Raw genomic sequence first — 25,674 nt, 5'->3', positions numbered from 1 at the left:
AAGATGTTAAGTTAATTGCAACTTCCTCCCAGAGATCCACGAATTAAAGACGAGAATGGCCTTATTTATCATCATTAAACCGATACCCAACCCCCCATATGGTTTCAATTTTTGTGAAAGGTTGATCATTTACCATTAATTTATCTCTTAACTTTTTGATGTGGACGGTCACTGTTGAAACGTCACCAAAAGCTTCAGCCCCCCATATGCGTTCGTACAAATGATCCTTTGAGAATACTTGCCCGGGGTGATGTACGAAAAGTAATAAAAGTGCGTATTCTTTGGCTCTCAGCTCAACACTTACGTCATCTACATACACACGTCTTGCTTGACAATTAACGACTAAACGTCCGAATTGATAAATTTCTGACGGAACAGCTTGATGATTTGTCAGTCGTTCATAGCGATTAATATGTGCGTTCACACGTGCAATAAGGTGATTGGGGTTAAAGGGTTTCAGAAGATAATCATCTGCACCTAGCCCAAGTCCTTTAATTACATCGATGTCTTCCTTTTTAGCGGTCACCATGAGAATGGGTGTATCTTTTGTTTCTCGTATCCGTTCACAGATTGTAAAGCCATCCATATCTGGTAGCATTACATCTAGAATAATTAGGTTGAATGTACTTGAAAGAGCAAGCGAGAGACCTTCAGAGCCTGAATGTACCACCGTTACTTTGTATTTATGAAATTCCAAATAGTCTCTCTCAAGACTTGCAATGCTTTTGTCATCTTCAATTACGAGTATTTCTTTCACATCTTCCCCTCACTTCACAGGTGGAATGCAAAACTGCACTCTAGTACCTTCACCTTTCTTACTATTAATAGATATCTTACCATTATGTGCATTAACAATTTGCCGAACAATCGCTAAACCAATACCACTTCCACCTGTCTGCTGATCTCTCGAAGAGTCTGCTCGGTACAACCGATCAAATGCTTTTGTAACTTCGTACTCTGTCATCCCCCGTCCATTATCTTCAATGACGATTTGTATCTCATTCTCAATTTTCTTAACGTGAATGTGGATTGTCTGATCCGCCTTATCCATATATTTTATGCTGTTATTCAGGAGGTTTTCAAACACTCTAAAAAGTTGCATTCGATCCGCCCATATCTGAATATTTCCATGCGAGCATTCATTTAACAAAGTCCATTTTATCTCTTCATACTCCAACTTAAAGCCTTCAAAAATATCTTGGATGTAGTCATTCACATGAACTTTCTCAAACTGAAAAGGAATTTGTTCTAACTCTAACTGGGAATAGAGAGACAACTCATCTATAAGGTGATTGAGGTGTTTGGATTTGTTATATATTACTCGCGCATAATCTTCTTGCCGATCTTTTGTTACCATAACGCCGTCTAACATTCCTTGAGCGTGACCCATTATAGACGTTATAGGCGTTTTCAAATCGTGTGACAGGTTGCTTAATAATTCTTTGCGATTTTGTTTATACTTCATTTGCTCATGCATCGATCGTTTTAGAGAATGCCTCATTTTTTCAAAGGACGTACCGAGCTGACCAATTTCATCTTGACGATGTAATGTTATAGGGTGATTATAATTTCCACTTTCAATGTTCTTTGCGGAATGAGCTAGCGTTTTTAAAGGTACGCTAAAGTGTCGTGACATAAAGATTGTCAAGCTAATGCTAATTAGAAGAAACAATCCAATACTCCCCATAATGATTGTCGGCAAAATCGATTTAAATAAGTTTTGTACTGGGGTGATGTTTAGTGCTAACGTAATTGAGAGATTCTCTTCCTGTGAAGCCAGAAAAATCCAGGCTTGCTCTTCCCCTTCGTAGTAGCCGTTAGAGAGATTCTCTGATTGAAACGACTCATGCAACAAATGACTTTGAAGATCGTGATTCATGATCGTAGAGGCATGAAAACCGTCATTACTCTCAATAAAAATTCCAATTTGACGTTGGGCAAGCCGCTCTTGAGCATGATCCATATAACGAAGTACTTGTTGTTCATCAAGCTCCTTCATGACTTGCAATCCTTCAGCAATAACGACAATATCTTGAAAAATGAATTCTTCGACTGCCTCATTATCATTAAAGTTGTAGAATGATTTTACTTCTTCCAGCTGGTCAAAGAAAATATGAAAAACCAAATGCAGGAAGCCTACAAAAAGCATTATCGGCAGAATGGTAATGATTAGATAAGAGAGTATTAATTTCATTCGAATTGACACTGTTTTATTCCTCTTCTCAATGAGATAATCACCGTCGTTTAAAAGGGAACCACCAATTCCATTTGCCTAGCCAAGTCATCGTCGCTGGAACGATTAATAATCGAATGAGTGTTGCATCAATGAGAATGGCAACCGCCATCCCTAACCCGAGCTGTTGCATAGGCAGTACCCCGGCAAAAGCAAAAGATCCAAAGACAGCGATCATGATTACGGCTGCGCCACTTATTATTGGCGCCGATTTCATAATGCCTATCTCAACACTGTCTCGATTTGACTTTCCTGAGTGGTAAGCTTCTTGGACGCGACTTAACAAAAACACCTCGTAATCAGTACTCAGACTAAACAATAAACCTAACAATAAGATCGGAACAAAATTTTGAATATAACTAAAATCTTCAATTCCGAACAAATTAGAACCCCAACCCCATTGAAAAACCATCACTAAAATTCCGTAGGTGGCCCCTAGTGATAACAGATTCATAGCAATGGCCTTGATTGGAATGACAAGACTTTGAAATGTTACCGTTAGGATAATAAACAAAAAGGCTAATGTTAAGCACAAAACTGGAACTAAACGATCATTTAGCGATGCACTAGTATCCATGCCCTCTGCCGTTTCTCCCCCTACATATACATTCCACTCGCTCGACTGACTGACAAATTCCTCTCGAATACCATCGACAATTTCTCTCGTTTCTTTACTAGAAGCTGAATATTTCGATATCACATCGAAGACGACAACCGTTTGATCTACTGAAAGATAACGATCCAGCATCAACTGCTGATCCGATGTGAGCAATTCAGATGTCTCTTCTAGCGTCTGAATGAGCACTTCATTGTCATCCACGCTAAACAACGAAAATATGGATTGAACACTTTCCACATGCTCAACGTTCGACAGCCACTGTTCTGTCTGTTTAATATATTCCAGGTTTTCTGAGCTTCTCACCGTTTCTTTAGGGACTTCCATAACGACATGAATGGGTGAAGTGTACCCTTCACCAAAGCTATGATCTATGTTGACAATCCCTTTTCGAACATCCGAGTTTTCAGGAAGTAACTGTGCATCAGGCGTCGCCACTTTAAGGTCTAAAGCGGGAATCGACAGCACAAGCAAAACAATCGTCGCGGAGATCAGATAAACAACTGGGCGTTTCATTACTTGTCTTACGATAGAAAATGATTTTCTCTTCGTTCGCTTTGAAGGAAAAATAGCTAAGGCAAATACCCTTTTACCTAACAGCGACAGTAACGCGGGTAACAACGTTAATCCAACGAGAAGAAGCAATGTAACAACAACAATAATTCCAATGGCAATGGACCGGACTGCCGCAATTTCTACAAACAATAAAGCCGCCATTGTCCCGATGATTGTTAATCCTGAATATACAATTGAGCTTCCCGAATCTCTCATCGTTTGATTAATGGCTTCATGGAGGTTTTCCCCTGATGTTTGAAGCTCTTCTTGAAATCTCTTTAAAAAGATGAGTGTAAAATCAATTCCTACCCCAATACCTAGCATAAGAGCTGCATCAAGAACAAAAACAGACATCTCCATGTTCAACGATATGAACGTAAGCACTGTTAACGTTCCAACAATTGAGATCGAAGATAAAAACAATGGTATCATGGCTGAAACGGCAGACCGGAACACCACAATTAAGATCATCAAGATGATTGGTAATGCATACAAATGTGCATTCTCCAACCCTTCTTGACTAAGTTCGTTCATCTCACCCCAAAATGCTGGAGTACCAACTAATGCCACGTCAAATCCTTCTTCATCAATGATTGCAGTAAGACGTTCTTGAATATGTGGCACGTACTTTTGGGCAAAACCTTCGTCAATATTTAACTCTACAATACCGATACTTGTATGACCATTCTCCGCAACAAACGACTCCCGAACGCCTTCTTCAAGGTGATTCCAAGTATACACCTGCTCGACAATCGGTTCCTCTAATAAAGCCGTAGTCGTCTGCTCCAACACTTGGCGATACGTATCATCTTCTACCACCCAATCGTCATGGTGAATTGAAATCGTTAACGATGATGCGTCTCTCGTCTCAAACGATTCGGTCACGTAATGATAGGCTTCTTCTGAATCAGATCCTGGCACGGACCACCCACCACCCGTAAGTCGATCTTGCAATTCACTTGAATAAAAAATTCCGAAAATTAATGTTACGATCCAGAAACCTATAATCACCCAATTCCATTTCATCATAACGTTTGATACATATTCCAATAGATTCTTCATTGACGTACCCCCTCTACATGAAAGGATAGCGATGAAAAATTGCATTTCTCTAAACAATTTCTTAACTAATTCTTAAATTAGATAAGTTGAACTAAAGAACTTCTTCAAGAACCAGTGACAAGCTTCGTAAAGTGGAACCTGTGCTCAAGTTAGGGAAAATCGCAGGAAAAGCGGTATTATATTCACATGAACTAGGTAACAGAATGAGCGAACTCGGTAACAGATTACAAGTTCATGTGCACATCCCCCGCCGACAGCTTGCTCGCTTCTCAATATTGAATCTGCGCTCCAGTTGGAACAAACTGCGCGCATGTTTAGCGGAATGAGCACCAAAATCGTTAACATAGGCAAACTTGGGCGCAAAATGGCACCCAGCTCACGCTACCCCTCCAACCCAACAGCGCAAAGCAGGAAAAACTAAAGTTCAACTTATATCGATTAAAGGGGTCAACCGTTACTACAAAAAAAAGAAAACGGATCGATGGAGCAATCCGTTTTCTTCTCATTAATTGATAATCGCCCCGCCCTCCCTGAGCTTATCCTGCAGCACCTCTATTGCTATATCACTCGGGGATTGATTTTCATCAAGGGCCACCGATGCCTCAATTCCTGCTGCATGGCCGGTAGCCATGGCACTGGGTGTGAGGCTACCATGTAGGTGAAACACTCGACGCGGAAAGCTCGTTATTTTTGTGATCTGCAGGGTCACCACCAAAAACATTAGCATCTGAGTGTGTTTGTTCGACTGCTTTCTTCCTGAATATCTAACAAAACTCAACTTTAGTCATGGTATAATATGCTTAAAATATTTTCACTAAAGAGGAGAAAACAGGGATGCAAGAACATGTGAATACTGAACAACAAGAGGAGCCAGGGTCGCAAGAAGAAAAGAAATATCCTGAATGGGATGGGAAGGTAAAGGGTTTTTATTTTGCGGCTATGGCGTTTATTCTTGTCGGGATCTATAAGCGTTTCGTGTATGTAAGTGCTGACGTATCAGATGTTCCTATGAATGCCTACGTCGGTGGGGATGCGTATAATTACATCATTAACGGCACGCACACCATTGCTTACTTTGTGCTCGCTCTCTTGTGCGCACTCGTTGCGAGTACGATTTTGATTTCTAATCATTTGTATGCCTTAAAGGATGCGATTCAGGAAGGGAAAAATGGGTAAGCGTACAAGTCTATCAATGATCGTGACCACAGCATAATAAATCGATTACAATCCATAATGTTAACAGGATTTAGATTTCCCAAAAAACACAGATTAATAATGTTATACTATTCTATAGTAGAACAGAATACTCAGGGGTGGTGTTCACCTTACCAACAGTCGTGGCATGCGAATGACGTGTCAATTGGCAGGTTGGGGGTGATACTATTTTATCTTCTTATGAGGCAATCATGGTTTGTCTCGGTGTTGCAACATTAGTGTATCTGATAACAAAAGATGCTAATGCAAACAACAAAAAGAAGTAACCACTCCGAGTCCAAGAGGGTGGTTACTTCACTTCGAGTGAACATCATCCTTGAAAAAATGTTCTACACATGCCCAGTTCAGTGTATCCGCACTGACTGGGTATTCCTTATTCTAATCACAGCGTATCATTTTTATGCACTATAATCAATATATTGGAATCCATACACGAATGTCCAATGTTCTCACGGAGACAAGTTACATACCAAAATCATCTAAGCAAAACGAAAAAAGAAAGGGGTGATCTGTTGAAGAAACAGTTGACTATCAACACTGTCGATTTTATTGAAACGGAAGACCTCACACATTTTTTGTCGTTATGTTTTAAAGATGACCCCACTTCGAAAATATTTTTCTTGCGCGGCTTCGAAAGCCGCCATCGCTTGTGTGCATTCGAAGCCACTTATGATGAGAAACGGATGGGTTTAACAACTGCTTGGAAGAATCCACTCCATCCGTATACTACTTATGTTTCGATTGCTACAGACCCTGCGTATCGTCATTGTGATGTCGAAGGTCAACTTCTAAAACGAGTGGAATCTCATGAAACCGTCGAACATCCGTTGCAGACGTCGTTTTGGGAAGCAAACGATTATCTTAAGTCTTTCCACCGCAGCGTAGGGTTTAAAGAGATACGTAAAACTTACGAACCTACGCTTGAGATACCGTCTTTTCAATATTTTGTTACTCAAACGGATCAGATCATGACGTTCAAACAAATTTCAACTGACCAGTTATTAAGGCGAAACGTTGTGCAACTCGTTCAGTCAACATACGAACAAACACACAAAGCCAATCCTCCAGCAACGTTCGATGTAAATAAGTGGGATCACATCGTCTTCAATACAGATACGTTATTAGAAGGAAGTTTCATATTAACACAAGGTGATGATGTATTCGCCTTTGCAATGCTCCACAAAACAGAAAAAAGCAAGACGCTTGAACTCGGATGGCGTGGAAGTCAAACGTTGGATGATATTCCATCGATTCTCTTACTCACCGAACAGCAAATTGCATACGCAAAGAAGCATGGCTTTCATTACCTTGAAGCTGAAGTTGATACGACAGATCCTGATTTTACTGCTGTGTTGGAAGCATATCCGTTTTCTTCTGAGCCGGCCTGGGTGACGTATCAAAAGCGTTAAACCAGAATTATCAGACCCATGCCCTTATCGAACAAGGCATGGGTCTGATTACAATTGTTTCACATCGATGCTGTGGATGTAACGTAAGAATGCACCGATCGTGTTTACGGATACGGAATCTTCGTCATAATACATCCATGTTTTGCGGATGATGGGCTCGCCATCTGGGTTCTTTAATGTTTTTTTGTAGATGCTTGGATCGTCGTCTACGATCAGGTTAGGCACGATGCCGTATCCTAATCCGTTGATAATCATTTCTTTACACGTATCGACTTGGTCCACACGCAAGCCTACATTCGGTGGATGGTCGAAGTTCTCATTCCACCAATCTTCGACGAGTGCGATGAGTTTACGATCGGTTTTGTAGTTGATTTGTGTCATTTTATGCAAATCATTCCAGGCGAAGGGTTGGGTTGATGCGACACATAAAGTTTCCTCGAAAAGCACTTCACGTCTTCCTCGCCACGGATAGTCTCCCCGAATAAAGCCTACATGAACGTCTCGATCGGTCATCTTTTTATAGATTTCTTCGCTCCACCCAGACAAGACTTGAAATTCAACATTCGGATAGATTTTTCTGAAATCTCTTAATATCTTCGGCAACTTGTATTTTGAAAAAAAGTTGGATGCCCCTAATTTAAGTGTGCCCCCTAAGTTATCCTTCATACTAAGCACATCTGACCGAATTTGTTCTTGCTGTTTTAGAACGTTAACCGCCTGCTTAGCCAAATACTCACCTTCCGGTGTGAATTGAATGCCTCTACGTTCTCTTAATATAATTTGGCACCCGAAGTATTCTTCAATTTGTTTCACTCTAGCAGTTAGAGCTGGTTGAGAGATGAACAGTGTTCTTGCCGCTCTTGTAATATTCTTTCGTTCATACAACGCATGAATAATCTCCCAGTCTCGTAAATTCATACTGAACCTCCCTCCCATCTATGTGCACTCATATATTCCGAACTTCACAGCCCTCAATAGGGCTTCACTAGATCTATTATACACAAAAGCCCTTGATCTCAAAAAAGACCAAGGGCACGTTTCATCGCTAAAGTTTAAAAGAGACGAACTTCATCTCTGTCATTTCTTCTGTGGAGTATTTGACGCCTTCTTTTCCTGTACCACTGTTTTTAACTCCTCCATATGGCATGTTATCGACTCGGAACGTTGGGATGTCATTGATGATGACACCCCCTACTTCTAGCTCATCGGCGGCCTTGAACGCTTTTGCGATCTCGGTCGTGAACACCCCGGCTTGTAGGCCATACACTGAATGGTTAACACCGGCAATCGCTTGATCAAAGTTTTCGTAAGGCGTCACGGTGACAACGGGTCCAAATGCTTCACCTGCATTTACAGAAAGTGTACGGTCTGCATTCGTAATGATTGTCGGCTCGATCACTGCGCCTCTTTTGTTTCCTCCAAATGCAATTGTCGCTCCTTGTTCATGGGCTTCGTTCACCCACGCTTGCAAGCGTTCGGTTTCCCCAGGACTAATGAGCGCAGATACGTCTGTATTTTCGTGAGCGGGATCTCCAATTTGGAGTGATTCAGTTTTCTCCACAAGACGTTCTAGAAAAGGTTGATACAAACGATCTTGAACAAAGATACGCTGAACAGATATGCATACTTGTCCTGCATACGTAAATGCTCCTTCAACACAACGTTCAACAACAGCATCAAGGTCTTCAACTGTGTCAACAATGACTCCCGAGTTCGACCCTAATTCTAACGTTACTTTTTTAAGACCGGCTTTTTCTAGAATCGCTTTCCCAACAGAAACACTACCTGTAAACGTAACCATACGCACTCGGTCATCCTTAACGAGTAGGTCCCCCAACTCACTGCCCTTGCCTGTGATGACTTGTAAAGCACCTTTAGGTAGCCCAGCTTCCTCAAAGATTCTCGCAGTCATTAGACCACTAAGAGGGGTTTGCGATGCGGGCTTTAACACGACTGTATTTCCTGCCGCAAACGCCGGTCCTAATTTGTGGGCTGTCAGATTAAAAGGAAAATTGAACGGCGTGATAGCGGCAATCACACCTAACGGTTCGTGCTTTGTGTATCCGAGTCTACTTTTGCCCCCTTCGGCGGCGTCCAGCGGGACCATTTCTCCATGTATCCGCTTTGCCTCTTCTGCAGCAAAGCGATACGTCTCGATCGTTCGGTTAATTTCTCCACGGGCCGCTTTGATCGGCTTTGCGTTTTCTTTCACTAAGATTTGTGCACATTGTTCATCGTATTTTTCGAACCCTGCTGCTACGTTTGATAACAGTTCAGCACGTTCAAACGCGCTCAAAGATTTCATCGTACGTGTCGCATGGTGGGCACTTTCAATGGCCCGTTTCACTTGTGCTTTTGTGGCGAGTGGAATCCGGGCGAGCTCCTCTTGATCGTAGGGAGAGTATAACGTTTCATAGCGCTCTCCAGCCTCCCAGTCCCCGTCTATATAGAGCATTTCCCCTTCGTTCATCGTCGCAACCCTCTCCCGTTATACGCCCGTTCATATATCGCTAGAATTTTCTTTTCATTTAAGGTATACGGGGTGTTTGATAGTAGTCTCGTCACTTTTGATGCTTCCTTTGCTAACTGCGGTAAAGATTGTTCATCAACACCTAACTCTTGTAGGGATGAGGGCAAATCTAAGTCTTCTAACAGTTGAAGTAGATAATATATGATGGCGTCCAACGCGAGATCGGGTGTCTCGGTATAGTCTCCTAATTGCAGCTTTGATGCAACAGAGACCATTTGCGGTGTGCACGTCTTGCCCGTCACCTCCAGAACGAACGGGAGCAACAAGGCATTGGCAACCCCGTGTTCAACATGATACGTTCCACCGAGTGGATACGCGAGCGCATGAACGGCACCGACACCGGCATTGGCTAAAGAAATGCCTGCCATGTGGCTGACCATACTCATCCCTACTCGAGATTCTAGGTTTGACCCGTTGTGTACGGCTTGATGAATATGGAGAGGAAACAGCTCCATTGCTTTTTCTGCGTACATGTTTGTAAACGGCGTCGCTCTGACAGCGACGTACGATTCGATGGCGTGTGTAAAGGCGTCTACCCCAGAAGACGCGGTAACTCTAGGTGGACACGAGCGTGTGAGTACAGGATCAACGATCGCAACATCTGGTAAAAGCGCCGAGCTTACGAGCCCCCGCTTGACCCCTTGTTTCGTATCACCAAAAATGGCGTTCATCGTCACTTCTGCTCCTGTTCCCGCAGTAGTTGGCAATAGAATACACGGCACCGTGCGACTTGGGATCGTCACTTCACCGGATAAGTATGAGGATCTTTCTTCCTTACCTAACAGCGCCGCGATTGTCTTTGCGGTGTCCATCGCGCTTCCCCCGCCGAGACCAATGACGACGTCAGGTTGATACGATTCAACTTCCGTCACTGCCGATTCGAGTAGCTGAAATGAAGGTTCTCCTTCAATATCGGTGAAACGGTCTACGTGAATGCCTTCGTCCACGAGCAAACGACTCGTCCGGTCCACAAGCCCTGTACCGACCATCCCTTTGTCACTGACTATCACTACACGTTTGGCATTAAATGACTGAACTTCTTCAGATAACGTTAAGAAACTATCGACACCAAAACGAACCCGATTTGGCGACCTAAAATCTGCATATCCATTCATGTTTATCTCTCCCTTTTACCAACTTGTCCAACCACCGTCGACGTAAAGCGTTTGTCCGGTTACCATATTCGAAGCTCCAGAACTTAAGTAAAGCATTGCACCAAATAGATCTTCTGTCTTCGCAAGCCGCCCCAATGGAATTCTACTTAGCACATCGGTTTTGAATGCATCATCCTCCATCATGGACGCGGTGAGCGGTGTCTCGATAAAGGTTGGACCGACAGCATTCACTAAGATGTGGTCGCCCGCCCATTCGATCGCAAGAGCTTTCGTCAATTGCTTCACTCCACCTTTGCTCGAACTGTATGCGGACCGTTTATAATAGCCAACTTCAGCCATTTGTGACGACATATGAATGATTTTACCTCCCCCTTGTTTTTTCATATAGGGGTAAACGGCTTGGCTAAAGAAAAATGCGCTTTTTAGGTTCAGGTCCAATACAGCGTCCCATTCAGCTTCTGTAAACTCAATCGCAGGTTTGGTGATGTTCGTCCCTGCATTGTTCACTAATACATCAATGGCGCCAAACCGCTCGAGCACGTCTTCCGCTAGCTTCGGTAATTGAGCTGTCTCGGTCACATCAAATGGAAAAATCGCTACGTTTTCACCGTTCCCTAGTTCTTCTTTCACGGCTTCTAAAGCCGATCGGTTTCTCGCGACGAGCGCTACTTTGGCGCCATTTGTAACATACAACTCCGCTAAGCTTTTTCCGATCCCTTGGCTTGCGCCTGTTATAACAATGACACAATCTTTTACCGAAAATAATTCACTTGCATTCATTTGCTTCTCCCCCTTTTTGCGAGGTTAATGATGGCTTCTACGCTAACGCTAGGCCCGGTCAACACATTCGGATAAGGGGTTGTTTCGTTGGTCACAGCGCGCGCCATTGAATATTGAGCCAACACGACCGTGTTGCTAGCACTAACGGATTGAATGGTTTCGCGGATGTGCTGGTCATGCCTATCCACATCACCTGCTTGCAAAGCAGCAAACGCTTCTGTCACGACTTGAACCCGAACCGTTACATCTTTTTCTTGCTCTCTAGCGATCTGTTGTATAATTCGTTCAGTCGTCGGACCAGCAGCGCGAATCGTTGCAATTACATAAATGTTGTCGCTTTCTAATACCGCCCGCTCCAACATACTCTGATCGGAACTTAGTACCGGAACCGGCATTAAGTCGGCTATGTCAGAAACATGCGGTGTAAACGAAGAGCATGTAAATAAAATCGCATCCACATCACTCTCTGCTGCTTTGCCTGCCAAGTCCGTCAGGCGCATGATCATCCGAGTCGTCACTTCGTCCGTTTCATTCAGTTCATAAATCAAACCCTCATCCATAAAATTTACGAGCTCAACGTCTTCTCCATACGAGGAGAACGCATCAAGAATGGGTGAGACAGAGTTCATCGTCGCGTGAATTAAACCAATTCTCAGTTTCTTCATCTGTTATCTCCTCCACATTGCAAGAAGTCCTACACATATTGTACGTTTTTCAATACGATAGATAAAATTGAAAAAGATAATACTTAACCATTAATACTCTTAATAAAGATCCGTATAAAAGAGTTCTCCGCGCATAATCAGTCTTGCAGTGCGACTCATCATCACAGCTTCTACCTCTTTTCCGTCTGTATCGGCAGTGACTGAAATAACACCCCCTGGGTGTCCAATCCGCAAACTATTTCCTTGTTTGCTACCTATGATTTGACTTGGCAATGTTCCTTCTAGCAACGCTGTGCCTGCTAGATTATACAACCCGCTCCCGGCAAATGTTTTATGAACCATTCCCATCGATACCATCCTAGCTGTCACATCAACTTGATCCAAACTTACTCGCTCTCCGTTGTTGGTTGTGTAATCCATCGGTGGCGCGAGCAGTGCAACCTTCGGAATCGATTGGTACTGTTTCGCCTCCTCCACTGTTTTTGTTAAGCCTGATCTGACCGAATATAATTGGCGGATTCCCTCGATTGTGCGTAGAAGCTGATGGTTGTTCGCTAATTCAGCGACAGACTCATTCCCCCGCAAGCCAAATTCGGTAGCATCTAGAAATACAAACGGGTTTACAATGTCAGAAAGCGTCACTTCGTAATGATCCTCTTCGCATTTGCCACCTAAAGGCAACGTCTGACCAAGCTTGCCTCCTCCAGGACGAATCAACTTGACTTGATATTCAGCACCTTTTCCGACGACACCAGGCATGTGATACGAACCGCTCACCTGCGCGTTCCCTTTAATGACCGGTACTGTGATGTGTACGTGACGATCAGTGTTCGTATTGTATGCCCGCACGATCACTTCATTTTGTGCAGCGTCGATGTCCAACATGTTTTCATTAACGGCAAATGCTCCGACAGCTGCCATCAAATTCCCGCACGTGCCTAGTGGGTCAGCTACAGATTGACCGATGCCAATTTGATAAAATGTAAATTCAATATGTGTATTCTCCCGTAAGCTCGTTCCGACGACCATTACCTTACTCGTGTGAGACGTACCACTGCCGAGCCCATTAATTTGATTGGTGTTCTTCGTGTCCAATGCTTGATAAAAAATATTCTGACACTGTTCGTCATTACGAGGTAAATCTTCTTCCTTAAAAAACACCCCGCGGCTTGTACCCCCACGATACACGGAACAAGGCACTGACTTTTGCATGATCCTCACCTCAATGCATTAATTTATTGAATGGATCGCAAGTATTCGATCGCCCGCTTTGCCGTGTCGAGAGAGTCCCCTTGTTGCTTGATTTCTAGACTAATAAAACCGGAATAGTCAATCTGTTGCAACGTATTCAAAACAGAAGGCACATCAAAAGAACCCTCGCCTGGAACGAGCCGGTTTGAATCTGAGAGGTGAACAAACCGAAGGAGTTCATTTGCAAATCGGAAACATTCAGTAACCGTTCGACACGTCTGCTCGGCTTCAACATGTACAAGATCCAACATGACTCCTAGAGAAGAACGAGCAAATGTGTGGATGTAATCGATCGTTTCATACGTACCATTTAGATTGTTCATATGCGTTTCATTTTGCGGTTCGATCACCAGCTGTACATTTCTTTTGTCTGCTTCTATGAGCACTTGATCAAAAGCCGTTCTCATCAGCTCCCATGAATATGATTCGTCTTCCAAGAGCTGTCCTCTCACTTTACCGATGGTCACGACCGTATCAAATCGTTCTGCCCAAACGATTAACTCAATCACTCTACGTATCGCTTCCTCTCGTTTCGAGCGATCTCTTGCCGTAAATGATAGCTCATCATCCGCAACCATCGGCCCTGTGCTCAGCGCCGCCACTTGCAAATCGTTCCCCTGCATCACCTTGTACACTGCATCAAGGTCGGCAATGTTCGGCTCACGCACGAGTAGTTCAATGCCATCATAACCGATTGCCGAAAGCGTCGGAATGATGTGCTTCGATTTTCCTTTCGCACTGAGTAAATGCTGTGCTGTTTCTTCGGTCTGATATGGATAAGCGACCTTCACAAAACGCTTCCCCCTTTTAGCTTAGTAGTGACACATCTAACGCGTAGCGCTCCAATTCTAATTGCAGTTCTTCTCGCACATTTTCACTAAGTGGAATTCCTGTTTTCAGACGAGTTTGCGCCGTTTTCTCCTCGGGCTCTCCGGGAATTAAGATGTCGTCAAACCCTTTCGCCTTTGGCAACGATTTCGTCTTTTGCACGAAATCATCCATTCTATGATGAAACTCTTGATCGGAAACGAACAAGTCCGGGCGTATGGCAATAAATAAGTGTCCGACATTTTGGGGCTCTGAATGATCGAAATATAAACTTTTCACATTCCCGCCGTAGTTCGCTCCGGTGAGTACGCCTGATAATAGTTCCATTAACATCGCAAATGCCGAACCTTTTGCACCGCCAAACGGTAAGCAAACCCCTTCAAATGCTCGTTTGGCATCCGTCGTAGGTGCCCCGTCGTCATCGAGCGCTAGCCCTTCCGGTATCGCTTCCCCATTTGTCGCCGCTAACCGAATTTTGCCCCGAGCAATAACGGTCATCGCCATATCTAAAACGTATGGTGATTCATTTCCGGCAGGAACCGCAGCAGCGAATGGACTTGCCCCTAAATAGGCGGTTTTTCCACCCCAAGGCGGAATAGCTGGGGATGAATTTGTATACGCCATTGAGATGTACCCTTTTTTCATCGCTTCCATCACGTAAATCGCGGCCATTCCGTAATGTGTACTTCGTTGAACACCGACCAACCCAATACCTGAAACTTCTGCAAGTTTCACCGCCTCTGCCATCGCAATATGGCCGGCTAAAAAACCCATCCCGTTATCGGCATCCACTTTGGAAACTGCAGACGTAATCGATTCCACTTGAATGTTCGGTGTTGGATTTACAACTTGTTTTCGGATTCTTTCGAGATACATCGGCATCCTCGAAATTCCATGTGAATCCAAACCTCTGACGTTCGCGGCAACGAGATCTTCAGCAATTGTTGCGGCATCTTGTTCCGGAACTCCTTCTGCTTCAAATAATAACCGACTCACCTTTGTCAGTTGTTCGGCAGAGTAGTAGGTGACCGTTTCTTCATTCATTGTATTTCCCTCCAACATCAATCAAGTACAGCTGGTTAATATGCACTGTTATATGTTTAGATTACATCCACTCTGCCATAAGTAAAAATAGTAAAAACAGCAATCAGAAATCAATATTTCAAATGGCACAACATTAAAATAAAACCATCGATACGTAGATGACAACCGTTACCGTTATACTACTGACGAGCGTCGAATAGAGCACGACTTGTGCGTGTAGTTCAGGTGCTACCCGGTGTTCTAATGCAAGAGTTGCTGTATTTCTTGACGTCGGCAACGCACTCGCAATTAACAATGATTGCGCCATCACCCCATCAATGCCGAGTACATAAATGAAAACTAAAGCGATGGCTGGACTTACGAATAACCGGCCGAGCAAACTCCACACAATTACTTGATGAAACGTCTTCAATTTGATGTTGGCGAGTTGCGCACCGAGTAAGAATAGCGCCAATGCCATAAATGCGTCGGCCAACTGTTCAAGCGGAATGAGGGCGAAGTTAGGAAGAGGTACATCGAAAATTTGAAAGATTAATCCTAAAATAAGGGCATGTATGATCGGCAAGCGAACGAGCGCCTTTAAAATACTCAAAATCGATTTTGATGCAGACATTAAGTTGTACAAACCATACGAATAGGTAAGGATATTTTGAATGACGATAATAAAAATTTGAATCGAGACACCTAGAGGGTTAGCACTGAAGATGAGCTGGCTAATCGGTAAACCGTAGTTCCCTGCATTCATAAGTGAAATGCTGTTTTTCAATGCGGCCCGCTCCGGTGTCTCAAGCTTTAAAAGTTTCGCCAAGCCAGTGCCGAGCAACATAAGACTAGACATGAATAACAGCAAATACAAAAACAATTGTCCGATTAACTGGTAGTCAAAAGCAGACTGTGAAATGTTTAAGAAAACTGCCGCAGGCATAAAACAATACGTAATTAATTTAGTAATCGTACGCAGATGAAAATCGAACTTCTTTTGTAGGAACATCCCTAACGTCATCAATAGTAAAATCGGCAATACGACATCTAAGAAAACAAGACGAATTACTTCCATAACAAAAACTCCATTTCAACCCGATAAGGAAGAAAAAACAGCCACTAACTAAGTGACTGTCTGATCGTTCACGGGTTTACATTGTATAAATAAAGACACGGTTGATTTAGTAAACGCCGATAATGAAACCGAAAATCAAACCGATAATGGCGAAACCCCAGAACCAGAAGAATGCGTACTTCATAAAACGTCCAATCTGTACACCAGCAAGACCAACACCTAACCAAAGAGCTGGAGATAAGAACCCTTGCGAGAACGTACTTCCAATCAACAACATAAACGCGGTTGATTCTGATGGAACGCCAAAGCTTGAAGCTACACTTTCAACGACTGGGAAGATGCCGTAGTAATATGCGTCCGTACTCATGATAATGTCTAATGGAATTCCGAAAAACGCGACAACTATATGAAGATACGGACCAATTGCATCTGGCATGACCCCAACGATAGACAATGCAAGAGCATCGAGCATTCCTGAGTCTGTAATGACCCCGAGGAATAGACCGGCAGCAAGAATAATGGATGCCATCATTAATGCCGCTGGTGCATGGGCACGAATTCGACCCATTTGATCATCAACCGTACGATAGTTTAACGGTAGCGCGATCGCGAGACCAATCATAAAGGCCATTGCCGGTGGCAAGATGTCTAGAAGCATCGACAACAATACGCCGACGAGCAATAGCGCATTCATCCAGATCATGGCTGGATGCTTCACCCTTTTCTCATTGGAAGCTTCTTGATTTTCTTTTTGTTGCTTAATAAAGTCATCAGCAATCTCTCTTGAATCGATATTTTGTGTGTTCTGAATTTCACCGCTATCTATACGTCTCTTAATACGTTTTTTCTCTCTCATACCTAGAACAATCGCAAATCCAATCGCAAGGAAAAACGCACCGATCTGCCACGGAATAAGTGGATACCATAATTCAGCAGGGTTCTCATAACCGAGTACCGTGGAAATTCGTCCAACCGGACCGCCCCATGGAACGACATTCATAAACCCAAGACTAAAGGTGGCGAGCATGAGCAATAACATCGGGCTCATGTTCAACTGTTTGTATAAACCAATGAGTGCAGGAATGGTTAATAAATAGGTGGTCGCCCCAGCCCCGTCAAGGTGGGCAATCGCCCCTACGATAATTGTGACGATACAAACAATGATGACATTTCCTCTCGTAAGGATTATCAAGTTTTTGATGATTGGATTAAATAAACCGACATCATTCATTATGCCGAAGAAGATAATCGCAAAAATAAACATAATGGCTACATTAATAACTTGATCGGTTCCCCCACTAAAGAACTCTCTCAGTTCATCAAAACCGAACCCTGCAATAAGCGCACCTATGACAGGTATAATCACCATCGCAACAATCGGATGAATCTTCCCCCACATTAAGAAAGCGATTACAGCAAAAATAATTAAAAAGCCAAAAAATGCTAAGTATGCTTCTGACATGCTGGACTCCCCCTTCTATCGTTATTAATCTATGTTTTTACAATTCACACTTCTTGCACCATTCCTTTAATCACTTGAACGACTCGTTCAACGTCTGCTCTTGATATTTCTCGATGGGTAACGAGTCGGACTTGGCGCTCATTCATTCGACTCACCAATATTCCTTGCTCTTTTAGCCTTTGGATGAATATAGTTGAATCGATTGGCAACTGTTCGAGCGAAACGATCACGATATTCGAGTGGACCTCGTCATTAACGATGCGTAGCTCGGGCAAACGATGTAAACCATCGGCAAGAACTTCGGCGTTCGTATGATCAATGGCCAATCGTTCAACCATTGATGCCAATGCAACTTGACCGGCAGCACCGACGATTCCTGCTTGTCTCGTCCCTCCACCGAGAGCTTTTCGCCACCTTCTCGCTCGATCAATGGTTGGCTGATCACCGACGAGTATCGAGCCCATCGGCGCAGACAATCCTTTCGATAGACAAATGAGCACTGTACCGGCATATTGCGTGATGTCTTGAACATCGACGCCTAAACGAACCGATGCATTAAACAATCTCGATCCGTCCAAGTGAACAGGGATATTCATACCGCCCGCCAGGTCCGCCACTTTCTCCATATACGAAAGAGGCAATATCGACCCGCCCGATCGTGCATGTGTATTCTCCAAACAAACAAGTCCGGTTTTTGGTTGGTGAAGGTCTGTAGCTGTACGAATCGATTTGGCGATCCGCTCGATCGGCATCTGTCCGTTTACGCTCTCTAACGCTCTCGTCTGAACGCCTGCAATGGCAGCAAGCGAACCGGTTTCTGAGTAGAACAGATGAGAATCTTCGCCGAGAATAACCTCATCCCCTCGTTCTGTCTGACTCAATACCGCTAAGAGGTTCCCTTGCGTCCCACTCGTCACAAACAGCCCTGCTTCTTTTCCAAGCTGCGCGGCTGCCTGCTCCTGCAACTCATTGATCGTTGGGTCTTCTCCGTACACATCATCCCCAACGTCAGCGTGTAAGATCGCCTCTCTCATCTGCTCGGTAGGTTGGGTCACAGTGTCACTTCTCAGATCAATTGTCATAGACTCCCCCCCATGCTCTCTATTGAAATAAACCGCTTACAAAACTGAATGCTTTAGGTCTGTACAGCAATTAAATATAATAGTAATAAATATTCAGCCAGAAGTGAAATCAGATTATTTTGTATTGATCATCAATAAAACTGATGGCTAGCAGGGGGCGTGGGTAAATTCGTTATATCTCAAGCAGTTTGGACGGGTTATCCTTCATTATTTGGTCCACTTTGTTGGCAGGGAAATGTTTATGCAGCTGTGCGTGCATGTCTTCAAGAGCATCTGCCCAATCCGGGTTTTCCAGTTGACCACTGTCCGTTGAGATGATCGTGGACTCATAACCAACAAGATGAATTGCTTCGATATTTGTTTGCATGTTCATTTTGTAAATACCGGCTTTTAGCGGTTGAGCAAATGTTCGTTCAAAATAGACGGGGTATTCTGATACCAACTTCTGTTGCTGCTTCAATGATACGTTCACAATGTGGTATTCAGGGTGAGTAATGACGACTTTTTGAACCCCTCGTTTGAACGCTTCCCGAATGACAGGTTCGATTTCCACACTAGAGATATGTCCTGTCGCAAGAACCAAGTCACGGTCTGCAATGATCTCTAAAATATGGCAAAGCGCTGAAACAGGCTTCCCCTGTTCAAACAATCGAACCCCTCCGGTTAGACCGGCTTTTCTTCTATGGTTCTCTGCATCAATCGTCGGCAACCAAACAATTTTGCCTCCTAATGAAGCTGTCACTTCGACAGCCTTCGGATTCAGTCCACCCACCGCTTCATTCAATGTGATGCTCCCGATTGTTCTTACCTCCGGGTAAAGCTGGTTTAATAACGATGCTCGCTCACTCGTCGGAAAATGGTGCGATTTCAAGACGAGCGCTTTAAGCCCAGTCAATTGTGCAGCTTCGAGCAACTGAAGGTCATCATGCTTACGTGCACGTACATCAGGCGCTGAGTGGACGTGCATATCTACAATGCCGTCAAACCTCCGTGCCATTGGCAACCTCAGCACAGACGGCTTCAGCAAACGAGGACGTCGTAGCGCTTCCCCCCAAATCTGGCGTAACGATGTTTCGGTGAATCGTTCTTGCGATGCTCTCCTCCATTTTCCTCGCAACGCGAGTAAGCCGCTCATCATCGTGCTTTTTCGCAAGCCATTCAAAAAGCATCACCGTTGAATGCATCATGCCAATCGGATTGGCGATATTCTTCCCTTCAATGTCTGGGGCTGAACCGTGAGCCGCTTGTGCCATCGCTTGCGTTTTACTCGTATTAATGGACGGTGCGATTCCTAGGCTTCCTGCTAACTCACCTGTAAGATCCGATAAAATATCCCCAAACATATTCTCCGTAACGATGACATCAAAATCCCCACCTCTTCGAACGAGGTGCGCGGCCATTGCGTCAATATGATAATCTTCAACGTCTACTTCAGGATACTTATCGGCAACTTCTCGACAAATCTCCAAAAAGAAACCTGTACCTAAGCGAATAACATTCGCTTTATGGACGATGGTCACTTTCTTTCTGCGCTCCATCGCTGCTTCAAAAGCGGCTTCAGCAATTCGTGTAATCGCCTTTCGTGTGAACACCCCGGTGGAAACGACAACATCTTCTGTCACTTTAAATTCTCCTAAACCAGTATGCATATTGCGATCCACATAATACCCTTCCGTATTCTCTCGATAGATAACGAGGTCCATATCACGGATTCGTGCATTTGATTTTTGCATCGACTTGGCAGGGCGAACATTCGCAAACAAATCGAAATGATGACGCAGCTCGCCACTCGGGTTACGTTCTCCTTTGAACTGCTGGGGATAAGCCGCAGAGTCATGCGGACCTAAAATCCATGCATCACACGTTTGAAGCGTCTCTTTCGTTTTTTCTGATAAGGGCGTTCCTTCTTTATGAATGCCCTCCCACCCCATCGGCAAAGCGACCCATTCAATGTCTAACACGGTTGCATCGACACAAGCTTCGATCACTTGTTGATTTGCCTCGATAATTTCTTTTCCAATGCCATCACCAGCCAACACCGCAACTTTGTAACTGTTCACGTTCATTTCCCCTTTACGACTTCACTTTCATTCAGTGTATACTAAAGTGAATTATTAAAAAAATAGATTATATTAATTGTGTGTAATTAAAAATACAAATAACGAGGGATTAATAATGGATTTTAAAGATTTTGAGATTCTTAAAGCTATTCATGAAGAAGGCAACCTCACGAAAGTAGGCAATCGACTATTTATCTCGCAACCGACCGTTACGCACCGGATTAAACAACTAGAGAAGCAGCTCGAAATTACGATTATAAAACGAGGACGAAAAGGGGTAGAATTTACTGATCAAGGATTGTATCTACTTAAACACTCAGAAAAGTTGTTAACAAATATGAGAACACTGCAAGAAAATCTATGGAACTTGGAGGAAGAACCTCATGGGACACTTCGCATCGGTGCGTCTCGTTCTGCCGCTCTCCACCTTCTCCCTGAAATTCTTCACGCCTATTCTCACAAGCACCCGAATGTTAGCTATACGATTACCGACGGCTTTAATAAAGAGATCATCCAGTCGGTGTATAAAGACGATGTGCACGTCGGCATCGTTCGAGGGGACCACCATTGGACTGATGCACAACTAACCCTTACAGAAGAGCGGATATGCATTCTCGCTACCGAGAAAATCCCTCTCGATCAGTTACCAAACAATAAACGGATCCTCTATCAAACCGACCCGTACTTGACGGCAATCATTGATAATTGGTGGCGAGACCAGTATAAACAACCCCCTAGCGTAAGTATAACGACGAGCACGATGGAAATAGCTCAGAAATTTTGTGAACAAGGATTAGGCTATATGATCGCCCCTGAAATGATGATCCCAAGAGACTCCCGTTTAACGATTCAACCCATTCAAACTGAAAACGGGGAGAACATCATGTGGCCGACGAGACTTGTCTATAAACAACAAACAACCGATCTGAACCTCGTTCAGAAATTCGTGGAGCATATAAAAAAGTTGTGAAGCAAGGCTCACTTCACAACTCTAGGCTAGTCCATACAACACTTTTTATACTTCTTCCCACTTCCGCACGGGCATGGTTCGTTGCGCCCCACTTTCGGGCCAGGTTTGAAGGGAACGACATTGTTACGCGGGCTCCCTGCTGATTCACCGGGCACTTCATTTGGTCTATGGCCTTTGAGCTCCCAACTTGGGGTGGAAAGTCGTGACCAAGGGTCACCACTTGGCACAAGCATGTGATGACCTGTCACGTATGTGACAATCCAGCTCTCAAACCGGGCACTTTGGGCACGCAACTGTCACAAATCGCAACATTTGTGACAGTTGACTCCGTTTATGTGCGCATCCACGTTTAAAATGATGATTTTTCTTCCCCAATTGTCACATTAATAAATATATGGGGCATTTGGATTTCTTTCCACACACCTTAGCCAGGAGGCAGAAACGTGAACCGCGTCGCCGTTTTGCTCTGGACAGCATAGAAAACACGGTGGGCGTACTTTGACCACCGCTGTTGCACTTGTGCTCTGGAGTACATAGAAAACATGGTGGCTGTCTTTAACCACCGCTGTTGCACTTGTAGTCCGAACTACAACTACCTGTGCAAATCAGCCCAAGACTAATCGTTGTTGTCGTCATCAACCCGTTCCAGAAAAACTCTGTCGTGAAAACCACCGCGCTCTGCCAGCTTGTTTGCACGAATCTGTTCTACTTGCTCTGCTGAACTGCCGTGAGCGGTCGCTAGAGCATATACGACTTCGACTATGTCGGCAAGTTCCTCTAGCGTTTCTTGCGTTGTTGACGCCGTCAAATATTCCTCGACCTCTTCATTTAACTTGTTGCGGAGCTCGTGCTCGTATTCCTTGTCTGCCAAAACGATCGTTGACGGGTGCTTACCTTGTTGCTTAATGATTGCCGGTATCCGATCTCTTACAAGTTTGTTGTACGTAGGCATAAGCGTCATCCTTTTCATAGAGGTTATTGTCTTTAATGATAACAAACATGCGCAGTTGAAAACGACGGCATCACTTGGTACGAACTCAACGGGTGACGCGTGTGGAGCTACTTCAAACGACACTACATATTATGAGCTCTCTAACCATTATTTTTTTCTAACTTGTTCGACTCTGAAAACAATCAGGAAGGTTTTTAAGAAGGAGTAGCGGGTTGGGTATAATGAACGCTTCAAAGCGTAGAGTTATTACAGAATACAGGAAGTCTTTGGAAGTAGAGTGTCGTTTATTTACGGAACAGTGCTACGTCAAATTTATACACAGTTGATAAAAGGGATGCCACGTATGACTCGGCATCCCTTCTTAATTCATAATTTAATCTGTCCACTTTGCAATCAACGCTTCAGCGTGGAGGGTTAGCATGTAGTTCCCATACCGGGAAATCATCTCGTTGTCAGAGTAACGTTCGAGCAACAGTTCAAAGCTCGCCATATGCTCGAGCACTTTTGCTCCATTATCCCGTCGCTCGTAATTGGCGATTGCGGTAAGGTGGAGGGTTAGCGTTCTTACGACTCGTTCGTCGGTAATGTCTCCTGACTCTTGTAAGTCAAACACTAGGGCGCGAATGTCTTCAGCCGTAAGGTTAGGGTCAACAGGATTGACGAGATCATCAGGAGCTTGCGGCGCTTCAAGCCCACCGATGCCGACACCGACGTAGGCGTATTCATTCACATTCCCTGGCGTTGAATGGGAAATACCGGCTTTACCGCCGAACATGTTGCTCTGAATCGTCACCACTTGCCAATCGGCTGGTTCTTCGGCGCCATCCGGCCACATTTTCACTTGCACCGATTCAGCTTGACGCTTGAGCAACACGCGGTACCACTCGTCTTCTTCTAACGTGAACGGCAGTTCTGCCGTTTCAAGTGCAGACGTGCTGCCCCCTCTACGCTGCATAATCCGCACTTCATTCGTATTCATTTGCGCATCTACGTAAATGCCATTCTCACTTCCCGGAGACCCAGACATATGGAAGCCAAGCTCAAACATCGTCCGGTGAATATCATTTCCACGAACGAGCCCGAAGATTTCTGTATCTCCGTACAGTTCACCAACACTGTCTGATACGAGACCACGGACCCCTGACCCAGTCAGAAATTGAAGGCGTGTGGGCAAGTCAAGTACGGCAATTTGGTCAGCCCGTGCTTGCCAGAACGGTGACCAATCCGAAGGTGACTCGCCAACTGTATTCTCTGTAAAGTCGGTTGCAAATTGTGCGGGTTCTGACACTGGCGGTGTGTCCGGCCAATACTTCGGCAACTCATAGAAGTCATCGCCATCGAGCTGATCGATGCCGTCTGCCATATGATGGAGAATGCCCCACAGCCCGTCTTCCATAATGTCGATGAGGTTCTGATCATACGGTGCACTCGGCTGCTGGCCCGGCATTTCAAACAATACCGTCCCAGTGCCATTTAGGGCAAACGCATGACGAGCTTGTCCAGGTAAATCCCGAGTAGAATGATGCACATACCGCGCCAACCCAGGCTCGACACCACCGTCCGCCCGCTCGTTCACACCGTTGGCTGCCGCAAGTGCGTATTTGCGCGATTTATCTTGATCCCACTCTGGATAATCGTCTGCATAGCGTGGATTTCCATCTGGTCCAAGCGCTGGATAGTCAAGGGCAATCGTTACCGGTTCGTCTGTCCCTTCAATTACATTGTTCGCGCCCATCTGATGAAGGTCCACGTACGCCTCAACCCCGCCAAACTCCGCTTGCAACTCTTGATACAAATCTCTTAAAATTTGTGACTCATTCGATAAAAAGAAACCAAAATTCGCCGTATTGCCCGGAAGGTCAGCTGCTTCAGGTACATAATCCAAGTCCGCATTGAAATCGCGGTTCACATCAAACCCTTGTCTGCTTTCGTTATAGTTCCAAGCAGGCTCCGCCCCTTCCAATTGCGGATGGTTTTCAACGACCTCGTCCCACGTAATGTCATTTTGACGCTGCACAAGTTCCGCCCCGTCCGGGTTGAACTTCGGAACCGCCACGACCGTAATCTCATCCAGAATGAACTGAACTTCCTCCTCATCACTCGTCGCAAGCGTCTCCAGAAGGGAAACTAACGATTCCGTACCGAAATTCTCATTGCCGTGAATTTCACTCGTAATGAGAATCACTTCGTCGCCCGTCCCGATGCGCGTAGAATAAATATCCCGCCCACGCTGGGATTGGCCAAGCACATCAATGTCGAGCTCCCCATCGCTTAGCTCTGCAATCCGCTCCAGCTCCGGCAACAAATCATCATACCGAATCCACTCAGACGGATCAAAGTTCGTACTACGCATCATCACTTGCCCATCACCCGTATCCTCTTTCTCAATCTCGAGAATTCGGTCCATCTTTTCCAACGCATCCTCAGGCGAATCCGCCGCTGCCATATTCGCAGGCAGTACAGCAAGCATTGCCGCCATCGGAACGACTCTCTTCCAGTGCATACACATTTCCCTCCTTGTATTTGCAGTCCTTAAATAAGTTTTCCTTCGGGATGCGAATCACCTGTCAGGAGGGGAAGAGATAGTCCGAAAATGTATGATGTCGGGAGGAATTGTCTAGGGGGAAGGTTATTCAGCTCCTCATGCACGATCAATGACCCGATTAACTTTTTCAGTTAGTAAGACGCAGTTACTTTTTTTCGACCACCGCATAGGTACCGTTCACTAGTAGGTTCACTTAAAGCCTTGGGCTAATTGATGCCACTAATGTGTGCAGTAAGCGATCCG

Annotated in this window: 22 protein-coding genes; 3 read left to right on the top strand and 19 right to left on the bottom strand. The window is 44.6% G+C overall.

What is annotated here, in order from left to right:
* Window positions 1-61: 61 nt before the first annotated feature.
* From ACE1TF_RS03810 to ACE1TF_RS03800, 3 genes are read right to left on the bottom strand one after another with little or no spacing between them, the layout of a single operon-like run.
* A complete protein-coding gene (locus ACE1TF_RS03810; RefSeq protein WP_375014403.1) occupies window positions 62-757 on the bottom strand; it encodes a response regulator transcription factor in 696 nt (231 codons plus the stop codon).
* Window positions 758-766: 9 nt separating this feature from the next.
* Window positions 767-2,206, bottom strand: coding sequence for a sensor histidine kinase (locus tag ACE1TF_RS03805; protein WP_375014401.1), 1,440 nt, complete (start codon window positions 2,204-2,206; stop codon window positions 767-769).
* A gap of 28 nt (window positions 2,207-2,234) precedes the next feature.
* Entirely contained in the window at window positions 2,235-4,466 is a 2,232-nt protein-coding gene (locus tag ACE1TF_RS03800) for an MMPL family transporter (protein WP_375014399.1), read from the bottom strand.
* 834 nt (window positions 4,467-5,300) lie between these two features.
* On the opposite strand from ACE1TF_RS03800, the gene ACE1TF_RS20460 reads away from it, so the two are divergent.
* Both ACE1TF_RS20460 and ACE1TF_RS03790 read left to right on the top strand, forming a co-directional pair.
* Window positions 5,301-5,642 (top strand): hypothetical protein, encoded by a 342-nt coding sequence (locus tag ACE1TF_RS20460; protein WP_483867160.1) that lies wholly within the window; start codon window positions 5,301-5,303, stop codon window positions 5,640-5,642.
* A 722-nt stretch (window positions 5,643-6,364) separates the two neighbouring features.
* The gene (locus ACE1TF_RS03790; protein WP_375014397.1) at window positions 6,365-7,090 is read left to right on the top strand and encodes a hypothetical protein; all 726 of its coding nucleotides are present in this window, start codon (window positions 6,365-6,367) and stop codon (window positions 7,088-7,090) included.
* Window positions 7,091-7,138: 48 nt separating this feature from the next.
* On the opposite strand, the gene ACE1TF_RS03785 is transcribed toward ACE1TF_RS03790, so the two are convergent.
* From ACE1TF_RS03785 to ACE1TF_RS03725, 13 genes are all read right to left on the bottom strand, one after another.
* Window positions 7,139-8,008 (bottom strand): LysR family transcriptional regulator, encoded by an 870-nt coding sequence (locus tag ACE1TF_RS03785; protein WP_375014395.1) that lies wholly within the window; start codon window positions 8,006-8,008, stop codon window positions 7,139-7,141.
* Window positions 8,009-8,135: 127 nt separating this feature from the next.
* Window positions 8,136-9,560: an aldehyde dehydrogenase family protein gene (locus ACE1TF_RS03780; RefSeq protein WP_375014393.1), complete on the bottom strand. Its 1,425-nt coding sequence runs from the start codon at window positions 9,558-9,560 to the stop codon at window positions 8,136-8,138.
* Complete coding sequence (locus tag ACE1TF_RS03775; protein ID WP_375014391.1) at window positions 9,557-10,735, bottom strand: iron-containing alcohol dehydrogenase; 1,179 nt, start codon at window positions 10,733-10,735, stop codon at window positions 9,557-9,559. Before ACE1TF_RS03775 ends, ACE1TF_RS03780 begins: the two co-directional genes overlap by 4 nt.
* Window positions 10,736-10,750: 15 nt before the next feature.
* The gene (locus ACE1TF_RS03770; protein ID WP_375014389.1) at window positions 10,751-11,515 is read right to left on the bottom strand and encodes an SDR family NAD(P)-dependent oxidoreductase; all 765 of its coding nucleotides are present in this window, start codon (window positions 11,513-11,515) and stop codon (window positions 10,751-10,753) included.
* The gene (locus ACE1TF_RS03765) at window positions 11,512-12,180 is read right to left on the bottom strand and encodes an aspartate/glutamate racemase family protein (RefSeq protein WP_375014386.1); all 669 of its coding nucleotides are present in this window, start codon (window positions 12,178-12,180) and stop codon (window positions 11,512-11,514) included. Before ACE1TF_RS03765 ends, ACE1TF_RS03770 begins: the two co-directional genes overlap by 4 nt.
* Before the next feature lie 99 nt (window positions 12,181-12,279).
* Window positions 12,280-13,392, bottom strand: coding sequence for a PrpF domain-containing protein (locus tag ACE1TF_RS03760; RefSeq protein WP_375014384.1), 1,113 nt, complete (start codon window positions 13,390-13,392; stop codon window positions 12,280-12,282).
* 23 nt (window positions 13,393-13,415) lie between these two features.
* Window positions 13,416-14,222: a sugar phosphate isomerase/epimerase family protein gene (locus ACE1TF_RS03755; RefSeq protein ID WP_375014382.1), complete on the bottom strand. Its 807-nt coding sequence runs from the start codon at window positions 14,220-14,222 to the stop codon at window positions 13,416-13,418.
* Between the two features lie 16 nt (window positions 14,223-14,238).
* Window positions 14,239-15,303, bottom strand: coding sequence for an Ldh family oxidoreductase (locus ACE1TF_RS03750; RefSeq protein WP_375014380.1), 1,065 nt, complete (start codon window positions 15,301-15,303; stop codon window positions 14,239-14,241).
* Between the two features lie 133 nt (window positions 15,304-15,436).
* Entirely contained in the window at window positions 15,437-16,360 is a 924-nt protein-coding gene (locus ACE1TF_RS03745; protein ID WP_375014378.1) for an AEC family transporter, read from the bottom strand.
* A gap of 106 nt (window positions 16,361-16,466) precedes the next feature.
* Window positions 16,467-17,822 carry a CitMHS family transporter gene (locus ACE1TF_RS03740; protein ID WP_375014376.1) on the bottom strand — a complete coding sequence of 452 codons (1,356 nt, stop codon included), beginning with the start codon at window positions 17,820-17,822 and terminating at the stop codon, window positions 16,467-16,469.
* A 44-nt stretch (window positions 17,823-17,866) separates the two neighbouring features.
* On the bottom strand, window positions 17,867-18,904 hold the full coding sequence (gene ltaE, locus ACE1TF_RS03735) for a low-specificity L-threonine aldolase (RefSeq protein WP_375014374.1): 1,038 nt from the start codon (window positions 18,902-18,904) through the stop codon (window positions 17,867-17,869).
* Between the two features lie 172 nt (window positions 18,905-19,076).
* Complete coding sequence (locus ACE1TF_RS03730) at window positions 19,077-19,901, bottom strand: DUF6282 family protein (protein WP_375014372.1); 825 nt, start codon at window positions 19,899-19,901, stop codon at window positions 19,077-19,079.
* A complete protein-coding gene (locus ACE1TF_RS03725) occupies window positions 19,885-20,964 on the bottom strand; it encodes an isocitrate/isopropylmalate dehydrogenase family protein (protein WP_375014370.1) in 1,080 nt (359 codons plus the stop codon). The genes ACE1TF_RS03730 and ACE1TF_RS03725 overlap by 17 nt, the downstream gene beginning before the upstream one ends.
* A 115-nt stretch (window positions 20,965-21,079) precedes the next feature.
* On the opposite strand from ACE1TF_RS03725, the gene ACE1TF_RS03720 reads away from it, so the two are divergent.
* Complete coding sequence (locus ACE1TF_RS03720; protein ID WP_375014368.1) at window positions 21,080-21,934, top strand: LysR family transcriptional regulator; 855 nt, start codon at window positions 21,080-21,082, stop codon at window positions 21,932-21,934.
* A 26-nt stretch (window positions 21,935-21,960) separates the two neighbouring features.
* Here ACE1TF_RS03720 and ACE1TF_RS03715 read toward each other — a convergent pair whose 3' ends face one another.
* The 3 genes from ACE1TF_RS03715 to ACE1TF_RS03705 all read right to left on the bottom strand — a co-directional run bounded on the left by ACE1TF_RS03715 (window position 21,961) and on the right by ACE1TF_RS03705 (window position 25,389).
* Complete coding sequence (locus ACE1TF_RS03715) at window positions 21,961-22,167, bottom strand: SEC-C metal-binding domain-containing protein (protein WP_375014914.1); 207 nt, start codon at window positions 22,165-22,167, stop codon at window positions 21,961-21,963.
* Between the two features lie 383 nt (window positions 22,168-22,550).
* On the bottom strand, window positions 22,551-22,886 hold the full coding sequence (locus ACE1TF_RS03710; protein WP_375014366.1) for a pyrophosphohydrolase domain-containing protein: 336 nt from the start codon (window positions 22,884-22,886) through the stop codon (window positions 22,551-22,553).
* 373 nt (window positions 22,887-23,259) lie between these two features.
* Window positions 23,260-25,389: a M14 family zinc carboxypeptidase gene (locus tag ACE1TF_RS03705; RefSeq protein ID WP_375014364.1), complete on the bottom strand. Its 2,130-nt coding sequence runs from the start codon at window positions 25,387-25,389 to the stop codon at window positions 23,260-23,262.
* Between the last annotated feature and the right edge of the window lie 285 nt (window positions 25,390-25,674).

The sequence above is a fragment of the Geomicrobium sp. JSM 1781026 genome, from assembly GCF_041949955.1.
Classification (GTDB): domain Bacteria; phylum Bacillota; class Bacilli; order Bacillales; family Marinococcaceae; genus Geomicrobium_A.
This window is presented reverse-complemented; position numbering and strand designations above follow the sequence as displayed.